We start from the raw sequence: 17,387 nt of genomic DNA, 5'->3' as shown, positions 1-17,387 counted from the left end.
TCAGTCGCCGTCGAGCGAGGAGAAGCCGGTGCTGAGGCCGAGCGCCGGGGCGATCTCGTTGACGAAGATCGGCTGCAGTGTCTGCGTCGCCACCAGAAGCCGGCCGACTTCGGTTCGCTCCACCGGGTCGACCAGCGCCTTGTCGATCGGCATCTTCATGGTCGCAAGGGTCGCTGCCGCATCATTCAGCGTCGAGCGCACCGAAACGGCTGATGCCGCGGCCGCCGGCGGCAACAGCTCGTCGAGATCCGAGGACTCGAACAGCTCCGAGAGTCCGGAAAAATTGCCGCTGAGGCTCGTGGCGGTGAGACCCGAGCGCCAGAACAGCAACGCCTTCGGCTTGGCATCCCCCGGCAACCGTCCGAAGGCCGGACGCAGGCGGAGGTCGCGCATCAACTCGAATCCCTGAATGAAGACGCCGGTGATCTGCTGCAGCGAATCGGTGATGCTGCGATAGGCCGGGTTCGTCGGCTTCGGGGTCAGCATGTCCTCCGCAAAGCCGATCTTGCCCTCTTGCCAGCCTTTCACGATGGCGTCCGCCATGCCGAGGACGTTGGCTGCGATCGCCGCACCGTAGCGACAGCGATAATCGCCTTCCGCACCGGCAAGGGATTGGGCGTCCGTGCCGTAGAGAACGAACTCCAGAGCCGTCAGTCCCTGGACGGCGACGCTCTTGCCATGCAGCGCCACAGGATCAGTGGCAGTTTCGTCCTTGCCGGCCAGAAGCCCCTGCACCTGGCGCAGCGCGATTCCGCGCGGATCGGGCCAGAAGAGGATGCGGTCGACACGGTTGTCGGCCATCGCGGGGCCGAAGCGCACGAACTCGACCTGGGAAAATGTCATCACGACATCGGCGAAGCTTCTGCGTGCGGCGGCAAGATTTGCCTCCGACGGCGAGGCGCAGAGCGCCTTCTGTGCTTCCGCCATGCCCTCCGCGGCCTTGTCGAACCGCTGGTAGCCGGGGCGGATGTAGCCGTCGACGGCCTGCCGCACGACATCGGCCGGCGTGATGGCAGCCGCAGCGCTCGTGGTGAATGCCAGCAGCGCGGCGGCGAGGCAGGATCTTGCGAAGGTCATAGCGACTCCAGAAAGACGAGGAGGGCGTCCCTGTCGGACTTGCCGAGAGCCTTGAAGCTGTTGCGCGATCCTTCAGCTTCCCCGCCGTGCCAGAGGATCGCTTCGGTCAGGTTGCGCGCCCGCCCGTCATGGAGAAACAGCGTGTGGCCGTTGACGGTCTGGGTCAGGCCGATGCCCCAGAGCGGCGGTGTGCGCCACTCCGTTCCGGTGGCATCGCCGTTGGTGGAGCCGTCGGCAAGACCCTCGCCCATGTCGTGCAGGAGGAAGTCGGAATAGGGCCAGATCAGCTGAAAGGCCTGCGGCGCGTCGGCGGCATCGCGGCTGGTGACGTATTTCGGTACGTGGCACGACGCGCAGCCGCTGGAATAGAACAGGCTCTTGCCCTTCAGCACGTCGGGCGCGCCGACATCGCGGCGGGCGGGGACGGCGAGGTTGCGCGAGTAGAAGGTGACGAGATCGAGCACCGGGTCGGGCGCCTCGACCTCGCCGAGCCGCGGCTGGACACCGTTCGGCGCGTCACGGCAGAGTGCCTGGGCGATCGAGCATTCCCCGAAGGAATCGGTCACGAGCGGCGTCGATATGCCGATATCGCCGGCAAAGGCTTCCGCCGCCTGGACCTTGATGGAACTTGCGCTCGCCTTCCAGCCGAAGCGGCCGAGTGTCATGCCCCCCGTCTCGGGATCGCGCACCATGCTTGCCTTGCCGGAAATGCCATCGCCGTCGGTATCCTCGGGATCGGCATGAGCGAGGATGTCGGCGGCCGGGATCTCCTCGACGAGGCCGAGGCCGATCATCGGGGGGGCGACGCGCGGCGACAGGATCGCATCCGGCGCCATCGGGCCGTAGTTGAGATCGGTGACGGAATAGCGGGGATGGCGGAGCTGGACGAGGGTTCCGTCGCCGAGCTCGACCGGCACCTCGGTATAGTCGATGCGCATCTGCCCTTCCGGCAGGATGCCCGGCACGCCGAAATTCTGCAGCTGGCCGCCATAGGTCGGCTCGGGAATGCGCTGCATGCTGCGGTCGGCAAGCGCTTGGCGCTCCTCGTCCGTCTTCGGCGGCACCGACAAGCGCAGGAACATGGAGACCCCCGGCTCGCCCTCCGCGGGCGGACGACCACGACCGTCCTTCAGATGGCAGCTCTGGCAGGACCTCGCGTTGAAAAGGGGGCCGAGACCGTCCGAGGCCTCGGTCGAAGAGGGCGAGGAGACCCAGAACTTCGTGAAGAGCCCATTGCCGATGTTGAAGCTCTCGCGCGCCGCGAAAGACTGGTTGGCGGCGATCTTGCTGAAGCTGTCGCGGTTGACGATGTTCTGCAGCGTCCCGGCACCGCCCTGCATCAGCTCGAATTTCTCGGGCGTGGTGAAGTCCGTGGTCGGGCGGGTCACCGCCGTGACGCGGGCGAGATCCTTTGCCGACAGGTCCGTGCGCAATTCAGGCGTCACGCCGCGCGCTGCCACCACCGGCAAAAGCGCTGCGCCGCCGAGAAGGGCGGCGAGGATGGCGAAGCGGGGGATGGTCATGGCCGGCATACTCTGGTCGCGTGGCCGAAAGCGGCCGCGGACGCACCATTCGGCGCGTCCGACACTGCAGGATGGAGCCTACTGGAATACCGCGTCGGCGTTGTCGAGGCTGTCCGAGCCCTCGATGGTCACGTTCTTGAGGTCGAGCGCCGCGACGGCCCGCTCGATCGTCCGTGTCTGGGCGATCAGCGCGTCGATGCCGGCCTGGACGCGCGCATTGCCCGCCGCGTTGCCCTCGCCGATCTGCTGGTCGTAGGCCTCGCCATTTTCGGCCGCCTTGGCGATTTCCTCGAGGGCCAGGACGCTGGCATCGAGCTTGGCGCGCAGTTCGTCGTCGATCGCCTTGTCCTTCGACGCGACAAGGGCCGAGACGGAGGGCCCTTCCAATATGCTGCCGTCGCTGCGGGTGTAGCGGCCGGTGTAGACGTTGCGAATGCCGATGGCGTCGTAGAGGTGGGAGGCATGGGTGTTGTCGGAGAAGCAGTCGTGCTCCTCTTCCGGATCATGCAGGAGGAGGCCGAGCTTCATGCGTTCGCCGGCGAGTTCGCCATAGGACAGCGAGCCCATGCCGGTGAGCACCGCCGAGACGCCGGCGGCCGGATCGGCCAGAAGATGCGCGCGCGCCGCGCCATCCTTCTGCCAGTTGCCCACCATTTCCGTCAGGTCGGTGACGAGGAGGTCGGTCGCGGCCTTCAGGAAGGCGGCGCGGCGATCGCAATGGCCGTTGGTGCAGTTGTCATTGGAGAAGTCGGTCGCCGGGCGCTGGCCGGCGCCCGGTCCGGTGCCGTTGAGATCCTGACCCCAAAGGAGAAACTCGACCGAATGGTAGCCGGTCGCGACGTTCGCCTCGACGCCGCCCGCCTCCTGCAGCTTGTCCTTGAGGAGCGCGGCATCGATCACCGTGGCGTCGACCGTCTCGCCGCCCAGGCTCAGCGCCGTGTTCGCGACGACATTGGCGACGTAGAGCGGGTTGGAATCGGATTCGGAACCGTATTGCGGCGCGACGTAGTCGATGAGGCCCTCGTCGAGGGGCCATGCGTTGACCCGGCCTTCCCACTCGTCGACGATGGGATTGCCAAAGCGGAAGGCTTCGGTCTGCTGATAGGATGGACGCGCTGCGCGCCAGGCATCGCGTGCAGCTTCCAGGGTCGCGTCGGTCGGCGTGGCGATGAGCGCGTCGACGGCCGTGCCGAGCACCTTCGCGGTGGTGAGCGCGTCAGAATAGCCGGCCAGGGCGATGTCGGAATAATTGCCGAGGATGGCGGTCAATTCCGGCGCCGACGTCTCGTCGGCGTAGGAGGGGCTGTGAAGAGCGGTGACGCCGAGGACGGCGATCCAGGCAGGAAGACGCGGGCGGCTGCGGAACGAACGAAACATTCAACCTCCATGGGCCATCGGTCGGGAGCGGCCGAGGGCATCAGGCAGCCTGTCGGCGACCAGTGCACTGCCCGATGGCTAGGTTTGTTGAATGAGCCTGTCAACATAAAATGCTTGTTTAGAGCTGTTCTATATTGCCGGCGAGGCTGTATTTGTTAGCCGTTACTGAGGCGCATCCCCTGTTCGCAGTCGACGTCTTCGAGTTTTGCCTTCGGGATGCATTGTGCCGGACTCTCGGGCAACTCTGGTAGTGTCCGCGCTCGTGGTGGAAATTCCGACATTGAAAGGTGTGGCTGAGGCGGTCACCGGATAGGGCGGCTAAGGTGGAGTTGCGAGACTTCAACCTGACCGGAGAACCCGATGACCGAGGACAGACTACCGCTTGCCGAGCTTTTTGCGAAAGCCGGGGACGGCGATTTCCTGAGAACGATAGCCGAGAGCGTGATGCAGCTCCTTATGGAGGTCGACGTTGAAGGCATGATCGGCGCCGGGCGCCACGAACGGACGCAGGAACGGGCGACTTATCGCAATGGCTACCGCGACCGCTCGCTCGACACGCGGCTCGGCTCGTTGCAGCTTCGGATACCCAAGCTTCGGCAGGGCAGCTACTTCCCGCCGTTCCTGGAGCCGAGAAAGCTCTCGGAGAAGGCCTTGGTTGCCGTCATTCAGGAAGCTTGGATCAGCGGCGTTTCCACCCGGCGGGTCGACGATCTGGTACAGGCCATGGGGCTGTCGGGGATCGGCAAGAGCACCGTATCGAAGCTGTGCAAAGACATCGACGAACGCGTCGGCGGCTTCCTCGACCGTCCTCTCACTGGCGACTGGCCCTACCTCTGGCTGGATGCGACCTACCTGAAGCAGCGCGAGGGTGGACGCATCGTTTCGGTCGCCGCCATAATCGCCGTGGCCGTGAACACGGACGGCAAGCGCGAGATCGTCGGCCTTCACATCGGCCCCTCGGAAGCGGAGACGTTTTGGTCGAGCTTCCTCAAGAGCCTCGTGCGCCGCGGCCTGTCCGGCGTGAAGCTCGTGATCTCGGATGCTCACGAAGGGCTGAAAGCCGCCATTCGCCGGGTGTTCAGCGCCTCCTGGCAGCGCTGCCGGGTGCATTGGATGCGCAACGCCCTGTCGTATGTCCCGAAGGCGCAGCAGAGCATGGCGGCGGCCGCGCTGCGCCAAGCCTTCGCCCAGCCCGATCGTGCTAGCGCCAGCCAGGCGCTGCGCCACGTCGCCGACCAGCTTCGGGGAAAGTGTCCAAAGCTCGGGGCCTTCATCGACAACAGCGAGACCGACGTGCTGGCGCACATGGATTTTCCCAGTCAGCACCGGACCCGGATCCATTCGACGAATTCCCTGGAGCGCCTGAACAAGGAGGTGAAGCGGCGTGCCGACGTCGTCGGAATCTTCCCGAACGAGGGATCCATCATCCGGCTCATCGGCGCCGTCCTTCTCGAGGCCAACGACGAATGGCAGATCCAGAACCGCTACATGCAGACCGAACCCATGGCCGACCTCATGGCCATGGGCAACACTGCAAAACCCGAACAGATTTCCACCGAAGTCGCCTGAAACGGAGCCGCTTCAGCTACACTCAATTTCCACCACGTTGACGGACACGACCGCAACTCTCTCTACGCAGCGGCTGTACGCTGTACGCAGCGGCTGTACGCTGTACGCAGCGGCTGTACGCTCTGCGCAATGTCAGCAAGGATGCTCGGCCGGCGTCTGCACGAATGGTCCGTCGGCGCGGACCGCCTTCTAGTGGAAGCCGACAAAGTATCCCGCGCCGGCCAGGAGGACACCGACCAGAGCCGCCGTAACCACGGGGCTCTGTGAGGTCCGCTCGGCGGGTGCATTGTCCGATTCGTCCTGGGGATTGACGGGGAGCAACTCGTCGTCGACGAGGACGACCGGCAGGACCGGGGTCATCGTCATTCCAGGAGCAAGCCTTGACCTGCGTCCGGCGACGTAACCCGCTGCACGTTCGCCCATGACGGTCGGATCAAAACCGAAACCCCGAGGGAAGTCCGTCAACATTGCTCTTCTCCCGCAGTGCCATCTGCCAATAAAGGGTTAACGCGGCCACGAGCCATTTGTTCATCCGTTCGTCACCTCTACCCGCCCGATGGACGCTGGAGGCGCGGACGGTCTCCGGCAGCCCTCCTCGAGGACCCTGCCGCCGTACTATCCACCCGAGCGAATTCAAACGATTATAATATTGGGAAGGCTTGTCCGGTCTCTTTACCTATCCGTCACAGTGTTCCAAAGACAGCGACAACAATGCCGGCAGGATAAAACCACCGTGCTCAAGTCGCAGCAAATGAAAGAGACCCGATGCTCAGAAGCGAAACCGTCCGCAAGATCCTGTCCTGGTATGAAGGCGAGACCCCAGGACTGAAAAGCAATCTCTCGCGGCTGCTGATGCATGGCCGTCTGGCCGGCACCGGGCGCCTCGTGATCCTGCCGGTCGACCAGGGCTTCGAGCACGGTCCGGCCCGCAGCTTTGCGCCGAATCCCGCGGCCTACGATCCGCATTATCTGTACGAACTGGCGATCGAGGCTGGCGTCTCGGGCTATGCGGCGCCGCTCGGCCTGCTCGAGCAGGGCGCCGATACATTCGCGGGCGAGGTGCCGCTGATCCTGAAGCTGAACAGCGGCAATTCGCTCGCTTCGGGATCCAACGACCAGGCGCTGACCGCCACGGTCGAAGATGCGATGCGGCTCGGCTGCGTCGGCGTCGGCTTCACCATCTATCCCGGATCCGACAGCGCCTACGACATGCTGGAGGAACTGCGCGAAATCAGCGTCAAGGCAAAGTCGCGCGGCCTGATGACCGTCGTCTGGTCCTATCCGCGCGGCGGCAAGGTGACCAAGGAGGGCGAGACCGCTGTCGACATCATCGCCTACGCCGCCCACATGGCGGCGCTGATGGGGGCAACCATTATCAAGGTGAAGCTGCCCACGTCGGACATCGACCTCGACGCCGCCAGGCCCTTCTATGAAAAGCATGCGATCAAGACGGAAGACGCAGCCGACCGGGTCCGCCACATCATGCAGGCTTCGTTTGCCGGCAAACGACTGGTGGTGTTCTCCGGTGGTGCCGCCAAGACGCCCGAGGAACTTCTCGACGAGGTTCGGGCCATCCGCGACGGTGGCGGCAACGGCTCGATCATCGGGCGCAACTCCTTCCAGCGTCCGAAGGAAGAGGCGCTGCATCTTCTGAAACAGGCGATGGACATCTACGCCTGATCGGTCTTCCATCCCCCTGGCGCGGAGTCGGGCGTGAGCGTGCCCCAGACCAGGGACCCACGTCCGAATGTCGCCATCGTGTAACGATGGGTGCCGGCTAGGAGATAGGCTGGGGGGATGACGGGTAGTCTCGAACGAGGTCGGAAGGCATGGTCGCCGGCAGCTGCAGCCGTTCTCTCGCTGGCGCTTCTTGTGCAAATGCCTGCCGCCCCGGCGAAAGGCGCAGAACTCCTGATGTTCGAGCAGAGAGCCTGTCCGTTCTGCGCGCGGTTCATCGAAGAGATCGCGCCGGACTATCCGCGCAGCGCCGCCGGCGCTTTGGCGCCTTTGCGCCGGGTCGACATCTATGAAAGCCGCACGGGCGACGTCCCGGGGCTCGATCCCGCCGTCTTCACCCCGACCTTCGTGCTCGTCGATGGCGGAAGCGAGATCGGGCGGCTCGTCGGTTATCCCGGCCGTCGCTATTTTTACGGGGAGTTGCAGGCCCTGATCGACCGTCTGCCGCCGGCAGCGGGAGCGCCCGTGCGCTGAGGAAAGGCGGGCATTGCGCCCGCCCACCGATCTGCTTTGGTTCAGTTCGCGGCCGCTGCACCCGTCTCGTCGAAGCTCTTGAGATAGGCAATCACGTTGGCGATTTCCTCAGGCTTCTTCAGGCCGGGGAAGGCCATCTTGGTTTTCGGCACGACAGCCTTCGGATTGGCAAGCCAGGCAGTCATGTTCGCCTCGTCCCAAGTGGGATTTGTCGCGGCGTATTCCTTCAGTGCCGGGGAGAAATTGTAGCCTTCGACGGAGGCGACGGCTTCGCCGATGATGCCGTTCAACTCCGGTCCGACCTTGTTCTTCGCGTTGGGACCGACCGCGTGACAGGCCATGCACTTGTTGAATACCTTTTTGCCCGCCACCGGATCGCCTGCGGACTGGGCGAGAGCCGGGGTGGCGAATGCCGCGGCGACAAGAGCGCCGGCAAGAAGAGTCGATGAGAACCGCATGTTTCCTCCATGAAGCTTGATGCCCCTGGCGAGGATATATGCAACAGCCTGAACGCTTTGCAATCGATGCGACGTTTTGTGCGCTCCGGGCCGACCAAGCCTTCTCCGGAGATGGTCACCGGGCGATCAAGTGCGCGTGAGAAGTCCGGGATCTTCGATCACGCGGATTGCAGCTCATCGCAGTATTTTCCAGAGGACCCATACCATTGCCGCGTTACCGGCTTTTTCGTCGCGCCAAAATAGTAAGGGTCTTTGTGCTTATTCTGCAACTCTATTGGTCCCGCTCTTTCAAGCGGCCTTGTTCAGGGAGAAAGATCGAGCATTCTGCCTGCAGACGAGCAGCAGTAGCGGCGGTGAATGACACGCCGCACCGTCCGACATGTCCAAGCAGGGGTCAGACCATGAACCGCATACCACTCATTCTCGCCGCCACCGCATTGAGCGCCGCTCCGGCTCTGGCTGCCGACGTGATCTATGACGAGCCGCCGGCGCCGATGGCCGTCGTCGCGCCGGCCGCCGGATGGACAGGCGTCTATATCGGCATCCAGGGTGGCGGCGCTTTCAATCCGGAGAGCCCGGACGATCTCGGGCTGCGCACTAACGGCTTCGCCGGCCCGATCATCGGCGGCGGCGTCGATGCCTTCGGCAACAATTTCGATTCGAGCTTTGATTCCAGTTTCATCGGTGGCGCGCACATCGGCTACGACTACCAGATGGGCAGCGTCGTCCTCGGCGCGATTCTCGACATCAACGCTCTCGACGTGACGCAGACCGCAAGCGCCTTCTCCAATACCCCCGCCTTCTACACCGCCGAGCGCGGCCTCGACTATCTGGCGACCGCCCGTCTTCGCGCCGGCTACCTGGTGACGCCGAGCGCGCTCGCCTATGTCACCGGCGGCGTCGCCTATGGCGAGGTCGACTATGGGTTCTCGACCGACTCGCCCGCCGTCACCGGCGTCAATCCTGCCGCCATCGTCAATCAGGACGAGGACGACTTCGGCTACACGGTCGGTGCCGGCATGGAAGTCCTCGTCACCGACAACATCTCGTTCGGCGCCGAATACCTCTACACCAATCTGGGCGGTGGCGACTCCTTCACGCGGCTGAGCGGCGGTCCGTTCGACGGCAGCGGCACAGCCGTCATCGCCGGCAACTCGACCGACTTCACCAGCGGCGGCGACTTCGACTTCCACACGGTCACGGCCAAGCTGTCCTACCGCTTCAACTAAAGGCGACGCCGGGCGCTGCCCGGTTCCAACACCGTTTCGTGACCCGCGGGGCTTCGGCTCCGCGGGTTTTTTAATTCAAAATCAACGGTCTCCCCTTAGTCACTCTTAACCAACGCCATGCCCGGTTTCGGCCGATGTGGCGCTTCGGCAACAGGGTCGCCTGGAAGTCAGCCTGCCACTGCAACGCTTTCTTGCGGCCGACATTTGAACACAAGACGGGCCCAGACAGCCCCGGTAAAGTTTCGGTCGGCCTTACGAGGGAAATGTCGATCGATCAAACGTCGCTGCTGGCGACATAAAGTTGGAGTACACCTACATGAAACGTTTCGCTCTTCTCCTGGCTTCGGCCACCGCCTTCGTCTCGCCCGCTCTCGCCGCCGACGTCATCTATGACGAGCCGCCAGCACCGGCGCCGATGGTCGAAGCCGCTCCCCAGTACAATTGGTCCGGCCTCTACGTCGGTGGCCAGGCTGGCGTCGCCTTCAACCGCGACTCGGGCGCCTTCTCGTCCGACACCACTGGCTTCAGCGGCGGCAACGACGACAGCAATTCCGGCTTCATCGGCGGCGGTCACATTGGCTATGACTACCAGATGGGCAACTTCGTGATCGGCGCCGTTGCCGACCTGAACTACATCGACGCCGAGGCGAACACGAGCTACACGCTGCCCACCGCGACGGGCACGCAGACCTTTGGCGCCGACCAGGAAATCAACTACGTCGGCACCGTCCGCGCCAAGGCCGGCTACGCCATGGACCGTTTCATGGTCTATGCGACGGGCGGTCTCGCCTATGCCGACATCGAGAACAGCTACAACGGCGGCGGCACCTACACCGATGGTCTGGGCAATGCCTATGACGTCTCGGCCCGCACGGACAACGACGACATCGGCTACGCCGTCGGCGGTGGCTTCGACGTGCTCGCGACCCAGAACGTTTCGTTCGGCCTCGAGTACCTCTACACCGACCTCGGCGAAAGCTCGGTCGATGTCGACTACACGCCTGTTGCCGGTGGCCTCGGTGGCGCCAGCTTCTCGACCGACTCGAACAACGACCTGACCTATCACTCGGTGATGGCCAAGGCTTCGTACCGCTTTAACTAAGTGGACCAGCGCCGGCGGCGAAAGCCGCCGGCAACGGCAAGACAGTGAAGGGCCCGCCGGATGATCTCCGGCGGGCCTTTTCCGTTTGGACCATCGTCGGCACGCCGCGGGGCAGCCCTCAGAGCGGCGGCAACCCCAGGTCTCCGCGGCGCGGCAGGTCGGCACCCCGGCGTCCGCAGGTGACCGCGGCGGCCCGAATGGCGAAGTCGAGGAGTGCCTGCAGTCCGGCGTCGTCGAGCGCTTTCAGCCCCTCGCGGCTCATCACGCCCGTCTCCTTCAGCCTGGCGAGCGTGGCTGCCTGAAACGTGTCGCCGGCGCCGACCGTGTCGACCACCTCGACCTCGATCCCGTCCATCGCCGCGCCGACGCCGCTCGACGACAGCGCGATCGCGCCCTTTTCGCCGCGCGTCACGATGGCAAGACTCGCGCCGGCCGAAACCCAGTCCGCCAGGACGTTCTCCAGCGATCGCCCGGGATAGAGTTGAGCCAGATCCTCGTCGCTCGCCTTGACGAGCGCCGCGGAGGGAACGATCTCGGCAACCTTGGCGCGCCAGACGTCGAGGTCGGGTTCGATCGAGGCGCGGATGTTCGGATCGTAGGAGATGAAGCGCCGGTGTTTTTCCTGGTCGATCAGCCTGACGAGGGCGGAGGCGGTCGGCTCGGTCACGGTCGAATAGGACGCGACATGGATCGCTTCGAGCCCGGGCGGCAGATCGGCGGGAACCTCGCTCGGCTCGACGGAGCGGTCGGCGGTTCCGTCGATGTAGAAGGAATACTCGGCCGAGCCGCTGGCCGACAGGGAGACAATGGCGAGCGTCGTGTTGCGCTCGGTTGGGATCAGGAAGCGCTGGTCGATGGCTTCGGCCTGCATGAAGTCGCGAAGGCGCCGTCCGAACAGGTCGCTCGACACCTTGGTGAAGAAGCCGGCGGGATGGCCGAGCCGGGCAAGGCCCAGCGCCACGTTCAGGGGCGAGCCGCCGACGACGGCCCTCAGCCCGATTCGCGACACGTCGGCATCCGGCTCGGCAAAAACATCGAACAGCGCATCGCCACAGCTGAGAAACATCAGACTTCCCCTCGCGACGGCGCCCCGCGCCGCTTCAACGGCTTCGCGCTAGCAGGAATCTGCGCCGGCTGGAACCGTTCGCGGTGTGGGGGCGCCTCAGACCGTGGCGGGCCGCAACGCGAACGTGCCGAAGGCCGGAATCTTCACCGCTAGCCGTTCCGGATCGATGCCGGCGACGAGGCCCAGAAGATTGACCTCGAATCCCGACATCCGGCCGATCGTGATACCGGCATAGCCGAAAAGCGACAGGCGGAGTTCGCCGCGCTCCCGGTCCAGGGTGACGAGATCGCGCCCGACGGGATAGTCGCGGCCGACGGCGACAGGGGGCAAGGCCGCCGCAAGACCTGCCGTCTCGGCGAGAACGAAGGCGACGAAGGTGTTGGAGTTCGGGCCGGGGAAGATGTGGTAACCGCCGCGTTCGGCGAAGGGGTAGGCGGCGACCGCCGCGCGAATCTTCGGGATCAGCCCTTCAGCTTCCGCACCGTGCCGGCCGACGACGATCTCGGGAGCGTTGGAGTACCAACGCCCGTCAGCGGCATAGGCATTGTGCCGGATCGGTGCGCCCCACCCGACCTTGTCCCAGCGCTCGTAGCGTCGCGCGCCCTTCTCCTTCACGACGATCCAGGAGTGGCTTGATATCGCGCCCTTCAGCCCGCCGGTCCGCGCCGACATGACATAGACGGCAGCCTCCGACGACGCAGCCGGATCCGGCAGCATTTTCGCACTGCTCCAGTCGGCACTACCCCATGACGCGGGATGATCGCCGAACCAGAACAGAGTTGCGGCAAGGAGGGCCGGCGCGACGTAGACGACGCCGAGGGTGAGAAGCAGAATTTTGAACAATCGCATCGGGTTCCCGGGAGATGGCGTCACGCGCGCCACATCCCAGGATATGGCGAAGCACACGCTGCGCTGCTAGAGCACGCTCATGATGCAGAGCGGCGAAAATGAGGACTTCCGTATGAGCAATCCCATCCTGGTCGAAGTGACGCGGGGCAGCCGGGTCGAAAGCTGCCACCGCGGCTCCGTTGCGGTCGTCGACGGCGAGGGCGAATCGGTTCATGCGCTCGGCGATATCGCCGCTTTGGTGTTTCCCCGCTCGGCGATCAAGGTGATGCAGGCCCTGCCGCTAATCGAGTCCGGGGCGGCCGATCGTTTTGGCTTTGGCGACAAGGAGTTGTCGCTCGCCTGCGCTTCGCATTCCGGCGAGGAGGGGCATGTGGCGCTCGCGGCCGATCTCCTGCGCCGCGCCGGCCTCGACGAACGAGCGCTCGAATGCGGCTGCCACTGGCCGTCCGATTCCGGCGTCGCGCGCGTTCTGGCGCGCCAGGGCCGGTCGCCGGGCGCGCTCCACAACAACTGTTCGGGCAAGCATTCCGGCTTCCTGTGTACGGCCGTCGCCATGGGCGAGCCGACGGCAGGCTATATCGGCGCGGACCACCCCGTGCAGGTCCGGGCGAAGGCGGCGATCGAGGATCTGACCGGCACCGCGCTCGGCGAAGAGGATTCCGGCACCGACGGTTGCTCGATCCCGACCTATGCCGCGCCGCTGCAATCCTTCGCGCATGGCTTTGCCAAGCTCGTTTCGGGCCAGGGCGTTTCGGCGGAACGGGCAAGAGCTGGCCAGCGCCTGATCGCCGCCTGCATGGCCGAGCCCTGGTACATGGCGGGGACGAACCGCGCCTGCGTCGCGCTGATCGAAGCGGCGCCGGGCCGTGTGTTCGTCAAGACCGGTGCCGAAGGCGTATTCTGCGGCGCTGTTCCGGAGCTCGGTCTCGGCTTCGCGCTGAAGATCGACGATGGCGCCGGACGGGCGGCGGAGATCGCCACCGCCGCAACCCTGGCACACATCTTTCGCGACCGCGATCCGGATGTGGCCGGAGCCTATGACGCACTGGCGCGTAAAACGCTGAAGAACTGGAACGGCATCGTCGTCGGCGAGCTGCGCGCCGCCCAATAGGGATGCCGGGCTCGGAAGACGGGGCCCGGCGACGCCTCAGCCGCGGGGCGTTCCGAGCGGCCGGCGCGTGCGCGGCCGCGGCTTCGGCACGGCATCGGCCGCCTCGATGCCCGCGGCATCGCTGGGGGCGGCGAAGATCGGTACGGGTTTGGGCGTCAGCGGTGCGGAGATCGCTGCAGCGCGAGCGGGCGTCGCTTCCGGTGCCGAGAGGGGAGCCTTCGCTGCGGGAGCTGCAGCGGCCGTCTTTGGCGCTGGGGAAGGTTCGGCCGCCGCGACCGGCGCGGGCGCCGCGACCGTATCAGCCTTGTCGGCGGCTGGCTTCGCTGCGGCGGACTTCGCCGCCGAACTCCGCCGGGACGTCGCCGGCTTGCCGGAAGCGGTCTTGGCGGCGGGGCGACGACCGGCCGGCTTCGGCGCCTCGATCGGTTCAGCCGTGATCTCCGGCGCCTTGTCGGCGACCGGTGCCGCGGGCAGACCGGCCGGCTTTGGCGTGGCATGCTGCTTCAGGCGGATCAGCATGCTGCCGCCTTCCGGGTGGTTGATCTCAAAGGCGTTGGTCCGGCGCACGAGGTCGGAAAGCTTGCGCTCGCCGTAGGTGCGCGGGTCGAAGTCGGTGTAGAGGTTCTGCAGCTGCTTGCCGAAAGTGCCCAGATTCACCCAGCCGTCTTCGCTCTCCATCTGGTCGATGACGCGCGACAGCATCGGCAGGGCGTCGGCCTTCTCGCGCAGCGGCGCCTGGATCGGTCCGGCTCCTGCTGCGTCGCGGCTCTGCGACGCGCGCTGCGGCAGGAGGTTCTCGGTGTAGATGAAGCGACGGCAGGCCTGGCGGAAACTCTCCGGCGTCTTCTGTTCGCCGAAGCCGAAGACGTTGACGCCCTGCTCGCGGATGCGCGAGGCAAGGCGGGTGAAGTCGCTGTCGGATGAGACGAGGCAGAAGCCGTCGAAACGGCCGGAATGCAAAAGGTCCATCGCGTCGATGACGAGCGTGATGTCGGAGGCGTTCTTGCCAGTGGTGTAGGCGAACTGCTGGTGCGGGATGATGGCGTGGCGGGCGAGGATGTCGGTCCAGCCCTTCATGCGCTGGGTCGAGAAGTCGCCATAGATGCGCCTCACGCTCGCCTCGCCGATCTTGGCGATCTCCTCGAACAGGCCGTCGGCAATCTTGGCGGACGCGTTGTCGGCGTCGATGAGCACCGCAAGGCGCGCGGATCGGGTGTCGTTCATGGTCTTGCCCCTGGAAATTTCCTTCGGACATAGCGCCGGTGGAGGTTTTCCGACAGGGGTTTCTTGTCGCCGCCGCTTTGAACGGCAGAAAAGTCGCTCTTATCCGGCATTGCCGGCGATGGTGAGATGGTCCGGCGGCCGCGCTCCTTCTGCCGCGAGGTCGCCCGTCACCGCCTCGCTCCAGCGATAACCGAGGATGGCGCCGCGGTCGGCCCCGGATATGACGTTGCCGGAGAGGACGGCCGTTCCCGCGCCCTCGACGACCGTGACGGCAATGCCGACCGGACAGAGGCGGAAGACGTTGCCGGTTGCCGAGACGTTGCGCAGATAGGGTCCCCAGCCGAGCTTCAGGCCGTAGAGCGGTGCGTTCTCGACGACGTTGTTCGACACCACCGTGTCGGCCTCGACGGAGATGCCCATGCCAAAGCCCGGCGCGTCGGCAGGGTAGGGGCCCTTTGTCCTGAGATTGCGAACGAGGTTGCCGGTGCACACGGCAAGCCGGCCGCCCTCGTTGAAGTTGGCGATGGAGATGCCGATGGCGGCGCCGTCGACGAGGTTGCCGGAAATCACGGCGCCCTCGAACTGAAATTCGGCATAGAGCGCGGTCTCGCCGGAGTTGCGGCACTGGTTGCCGGCAATGATCGCGTTCGAACCGCCATTGGCGCGGATGGCCGAAAAGGCGCAGTCGTCGAGCTGGTTGTTCGAGACGGTGACGCCGTGGGCGCGAAACAGGTTGATGCCGTTGCCGTTCTGGCCCGTGCCGCCGGCATCGGCGCGAATCCGGGCAAGGCGGTTGCCGGTGACGATGGAGGCGTCGAGGCCGGGGGAATTGCGGTGGACCAGAATGCCGCCATTGCCGCAGTCCTCGATCCGGTTGCCATCGATCGCCAGGCCCGAGGAATCGCGTGACTGGATCGCCGCCAGTCCGGCACGAACGATGACGCAGTTCTCGATTCGGCCGCCGCTTCGGGTGAGATCCAGCGCGTTGCCGGCGGCGTTGCCGATCTCGCACTCCGTCACGGTGAGATTGGGGCAGTCGGCGATGTCGAGGAGCGGCCGGCCGGTCCCGCCTGCTGGCACCGCCAATCCGTCGATCGAGAGACCGTCGAGGATGATGCGCTCGGCGCCGGCCGATGTCAGGGCGAGCCCCGGCCCGAACAGGCGCGAGGCACCCGGTACGCCGGCAAGCCGCGTGACGCGCGGCAGGGCGAGGCTGTCGGCGAAATAGTCGCCGGGGGGCAGGAACAGGGTCTCGCCCGACAGCGCCGCCTCGTCGAGGAGTTTCTGGAGGAGCCGTGTCTGGTCGCCGCCGGCGGACGGCGTCAGGCCTCGCGACGTGGCGTCGAGCGCGCCGCGCAGGCCCGAGCTGCCGAGCCCGGTGCCGGACTTGCGCATCTCCGCCCGGAGGGGCGATGCCATGGCGATGCCCGCCACGCCGAGCGCGCCGGCGAGAAAAAGGCGACGGGAGGAGAACGAGGCGCTTTGCGACATGGCCGAAGCGTCGCATCCCCTGCTTAAGGCAGGGTGTCGCCCTCGGCGCCGCCGTGGCTCCCCGGGCAAAATCGCCCGGACTGGTTAGCGGGCGGTAAAGAGCTGCAGAATCGCCTGAGCGACCGCCGTCGGCGCCCGTATGCCGCGGACGATGTCGGCCTCGCCCTCGGCGATGGCCGCGGCGACGCCGTCATGGTCGAGCAGGGCTCTGCGCAGGGCCTCATCCAGCATGGTCCACATCCAGCGGACATTCTGGCCGGCGCGGCGACCGGCAAAGGTCCCGGCACCTTCGGCGACACCGCAAAAACGCGAGATGGCCGACCACAGTTCGGCAAGGCCCTCGCCGGTCTGGCCCGACAAGGTCAGGACCGGCGGCGACCAGAGCGGGTCGCGCGGACCGAGGATGTTCAGCGCGGCGCGAAGTTCCGCCGCCGCCAATCGCGCCCGGCGGGCATTCTCGCCGTCCGCCTTGTTGACCGCGATGATGTCGGCGACCTCGACGATTCCCTTCTTGATGCCCTGCAATTCGTCGCCCGCGCCCGGCAGCATCAGGAGAACGAAGAGGTCGACCATGTCGGCGACGGTGATCTCCGACTGGCCGACGCCGACGGTCTCGACGATCACCACGTCGAAGCCGGCGGCCTCGCAGAGGAGCATGGTCTCGCGTGTCTTCGCCGCGACGCCGCCGAGCGTGCCGGAGGAGGGCGAGGGCCGCACGAAGGCGGCGGGGTCCGTCGCCAGCCGCGCCATCCGCGTCTTGTCGCCGAGGATGGCGCCGCCGCTGCGCACCGATGTCGGGTCGACGGCCAGCACCGCGACGCGGTGTCCAAGCGCCGTCAGCATCGTGCCGAAACCGTCGATGAGCGTCGACTTGCCGACGCCCGGAACCCCCGTCATGCCGATTCGGATCGACCGGCCGGTACGTTCCGCCAGCATGTCGAGCAAGGCCGTCGCCGCCGTCCGGTGGTCGCTGCGGGTCGATTCCACAAGCGTGATCGCGCGCGCGAGGGCAGTGCGGTCGCCGGCCGCGATCCGCGTCGCCAGGAGGTCGGTGTCGGACGGGGCCCTGTTCATCATCGCCTTGCCTCTAGGGGCCGGAC

At 65.9% G+C, this 17,387-nt stretch carries 15 protein-coding genes and 1 pseudogene; 6 read left to right on the top strand and 10 right to left on the bottom strand.

Translation table 11 applies throughout. The features are described 5' to 3' along the window. The 3 genes from Sa4125_RS17815 to Sa4125_RS17805 form a co-directional block, all read right to left on the bottom strand. Window positions 1-1,077: an imelysin family protein gene (locus Sa4125_RS17815; RefSeq protein WP_224000042.1), complete on the bottom strand. Its 1,077-nt coding sequence runs from the start codon at window positions 1,075-1,077 to the stop codon at window positions 1-3. Further along, window positions 1,074-2,600, bottom strand: a complete 1,527-nt coding sequence (locus Sa4125_RS17810) for a di-heme oxidoredictase family protein (protein WP_224000040.1) — start codon at window positions 2,598-2,600, stop codon at window positions 1,074-1,076. The genes Sa4125_RS17815 and Sa4125_RS17810 overlap by 4 nt, the downstream gene beginning before the upstream one ends. Before the next feature lie 78 nt (window positions 2,601-2,678). Next, window positions 2,679-3,977 (bottom strand): imelysin family protein, encoded by a 1,299-nt coding sequence (locus Sa4125_RS17805; RefSeq protein WP_224000037.1) that lies wholly within the window; start codon window positions 3,975-3,977, stop codon window positions 2,679-2,681. A gap of 360 nt (window positions 3,978-4,337) precedes the next feature. On the opposite strand from Sa4125_RS17805, the gene Sa4125_RS17800 reads away from it, so the two are divergent. Further along, complete coding sequence (locus Sa4125_RS17800) at window positions 4,338-5,546, top strand: IS256 family transposase (RefSeq protein ID WP_223998301.1); 1,209 nt, start codon at window positions 4,338-4,340, stop codon at window positions 5,544-5,546. Window positions 5,547-5,735: 189 nt separating this feature from the next. Here Sa4125_RS17800 and Sa4125_RS17795 read toward each other — a convergent pair whose 3' ends face one another. After that, window positions 5,736-6,014: a hypothetical protein gene (locus Sa4125_RS17795; protein WP_224000036.1), complete on the bottom strand. Its 279-nt coding sequence runs from the start codon at window positions 6,012-6,014 to the stop codon at window positions 5,736-5,738. Window positions 6,015-6,311: 297 nt separating this feature from the next. On the opposite strand from Sa4125_RS17795, the gene Sa4125_RS17790 reads away from it, so the two are divergent. Together Sa4125_RS17790 and Sa4125_RS17785 are read left to right on the top strand one after the other, a co-directional pair. Further along, on the top strand, window positions 6,312-7,226 hold the full coding sequence (locus tag Sa4125_RS17790; RefSeq protein WP_224000035.1) for a class I fructose-bisphosphate aldolase: 915 nt from the start codon (window positions 6,312-6,314) through the stop codon (window positions 7,224-7,226). A 234-nt stretch (window positions 7,227-7,460) separates the two neighbouring features. After that, window positions 7,461-7,757 carry a thioredoxin family protein gene (locus Sa4125_RS17785; RefSeq protein WP_224000034.1) on the top strand — a complete coding sequence of 99 codons (297 nt, stop codon included), beginning with the start codon at window positions 7,461-7,463 and terminating at the stop codon, window positions 7,755-7,757. Window positions 7,758-7,798: 41 nt separating this feature from the next. Here Sa4125_RS17785 and Sa4125_RS17780 read toward each other — a convergent pair whose 3' ends face one another. Then, entirely contained in the window at window positions 7,799-8,215 is a 417-nt protein-coding gene (locus Sa4125_RS17780) for a cytochrome c family protein (protein ID WP_224000033.1), read from the bottom strand. A gap of 401 nt (window positions 8,216-8,616) precedes the next feature. On the opposite strand from Sa4125_RS17780, the gene Sa4125_RS17775 reads away from it, so the two are divergent. Beyond that, entirely contained in the window at window positions 8,617-9,444 is an 828-nt protein-coding gene (locus tag Sa4125_RS17775; protein ID WP_224000032.1) for an outer membrane beta-barrel protein, read from the top strand. A gap of 316 nt (window positions 9,445-9,760) precedes the next feature. After that, the gene (locus Sa4125_RS17770; protein ID WP_224000031.1) at window positions 9,761-10,546 is read left to right on the top strand and encodes an outer membrane beta-barrel protein; all 786 of its coding nucleotides are present in this window, start codon (window positions 9,761-9,763) and stop codon (window positions 10,544-10,546) included. 118 nt (window positions 10,547-10,664) lie between these two features. Here Sa4125_RS17770 and Sa4125_RS17765 read toward each other — a convergent pair whose 3' ends face one another. Both Sa4125_RS17765 and Sa4125_RS17760 read right to left on the bottom strand, forming a co-directional pair. After that, entirely contained in the window at window positions 10,665-11,612 is a 948-nt protein-coding gene (locus Sa4125_RS17765; protein WP_224000029.1) for a carbohydrate kinase, read from the bottom strand. 96 nt (window positions 11,613-11,708) lie between these two features. Next, window positions 11,709-12,461 (bottom strand): DUF3750 domain-containing protein, encoded by a 753-nt coding sequence (locus Sa4125_RS17760; protein WP_224000028.1) that lies wholly within the window; start codon window positions 12,459-12,461, stop codon window positions 11,709-11,711. 112 nt (window positions 12,462-12,573) lie between these two features. On the opposite strand from Sa4125_RS17760, the gene Sa4125_RS17755 reads away from it, so the two are divergent. Beyond that, a complete protein-coding gene (locus Sa4125_RS17755) occupies window positions 12,574-13,572 on the top strand; it encodes an asparaginase (protein ID WP_224000027.1) in 999 nt (332 codons plus the stop codon). A 498-nt stretch (window positions 13,573-14,070) separates the two neighbouring features. On the opposite strand, the pseudogene Sa4125_RS17750 reads toward Sa4125_RS17755, so the two are convergent. From Sa4125_RS17750 to meaB, 3 genes and pseudogenes are all read right to left on the bottom strand, one after another. Continuing rightward, window positions 14,071-14,796 (bottom strand): annotated as a pseudogene (locus Sa4125_RS17750) (NYN domain-containing protein); the annotation flags it as partial. Between the two features lie 99 nt (window positions 14,797-14,895). Further along, window positions 14,896-16,287: a TIGR03808 family TAT-translocated repetitive protein gene (locus Sa4125_RS17745; protein WP_224000025.1), complete on the bottom strand. Its 1,392-nt coding sequence runs from the start codon at window positions 16,285-16,287 to the stop codon at window positions 14,896-14,898. A gap of 84 nt (window positions 16,288-16,371) precedes the next feature. Beyond that, a complete protein-coding gene (gene meaB, locus Sa4125_RS17740) occupies window positions 16,372-17,361 on the bottom strand; it encodes a methylmalonyl Co-A mutase-associated GTPase MeaB (RefSeq protein WP_224007933.1) in 990 nt (329 codons plus the stop codon). Window positions 17,362-17,387 lie beyond the last annotated feature (26 nt).

It is taken from the genome of Aureimonas sp. SA4125, assembly GCF_019973775.1.
Classification (GTDB): Bacteria; Pseudomonadota; Alphaproteobacteria; order Rhizobiales; family Rhizobiaceae; genus Plantimonas.
Note: the sequence above shows the minus strand (reverse complement) of the source record. Positions and strands in the feature narration are given on the sequence as shown.

Bases quoted from the DNA above. Each gene is read 5' to 3' on its own strand.
- Sa4125_RS17810 (WP_224000040.1), bottom strand. From the start codon at position 2,600: ATGACCATCCCCCGCTTCGCCATCCTCGCCGCCCTTCTCGGCGGCGCA.
- Sa4125_RS17765 (WP_224000029.1), bottom strand. From the start codon at position 11,612: ATGTTTCTCAGCTGTGGCGATGCGCTGTTCGATGTTTTTGCCGAGCCG.
- Sa4125_RS17805 (WP_224000037.1), bottom strand. From the start codon at position 3,977: ATGTTTCGTTCGTTCCGCAGCCGCCCGCGTCTTCCTGCCTGGATCGCC.
- Sa4125_RS17760 (WP_224000028.1), bottom strand. From the start codon at position 12,461: ATGCGATTGTTCAAAATTCTGCTTCTCACCCTCGGCGTCGTCTACGTC.
- Sa4125_RS17755 (WP_224000027.1), top strand. From the start codon at position 12,574: ATGAGCAATCCCATCCTGGTCGAAGTGACGCGGGGCAGCCGGGTCGAA.
- Sa4125_RS17775 (WP_224000032.1), top strand. From the start codon at position 8,617: ATGAACCGCATACCACTCATTCTCGCCGCCACCGCATTGAGCGCCGCT.
- Sa4125_RS17780 (WP_224000033.1), bottom strand. From the start codon at position 8,215: ATGCGGTTCTCATCGACTCTTCTTGCCGGCGCTCTTGTCGCCGCGGCA.
- Sa4125_RS17795 (WP_224000036.1), bottom strand. From the start codon at position 6,014: ATGTTGACGGACTTCCCTCGGGGTTTCGGTTTTGATCCGACCGTCATG.
- Sa4125_RS17785 (WP_224000034.1), top strand. From the start codon at position 7,461: ATGTTCGAGCAGAGAGCCTGTCCGTTCTGCGCGCGGTTCATCGAAGAG.
- Sa4125_RS17815 (WP_224000042.1), bottom strand. From the start codon at position 1,077: ATGACCTTCGCAAGATCCTGCCTCGCCGCCGCGCTGCTGGCATTCACC.
- Sa4125_RS17745 (WP_224000025.1), bottom strand. From the start codon at position 16,287: ATGTCGCAAAGCGCCTCGTTCTCCTCCCGTCGCCTTTTTCTCGCCGGC.
- meaB (WP_224007933.1), bottom strand. From the start codon at position 17,361: ATGAACAGGGCCCCGTCCGACACCGACCTCCTGGCGACGCGGATCGCG.
- Sa4125_RS17790 (WP_224000035.1), top strand. From the start codon at position 6,312: ATGCTCAGAAGCGAAACCGTCCGCAAGATCCTGTCCTGGTATGAAGGC.
- Sa4125_RS17800 (WP_223998301.1), top strand. From the start codon at position 4,338: ATGACCGAGGACAGACTACCGCTTGCCGAGCTTTTTGCGAAAGCCGGG.
- Sa4125_RS17770 (WP_224000031.1), top strand. From the start codon at position 9,761: ATGAAACGTTTCGCTCTTCTCCTGGCTTCGGCCACCGCCTTCGTCTCG.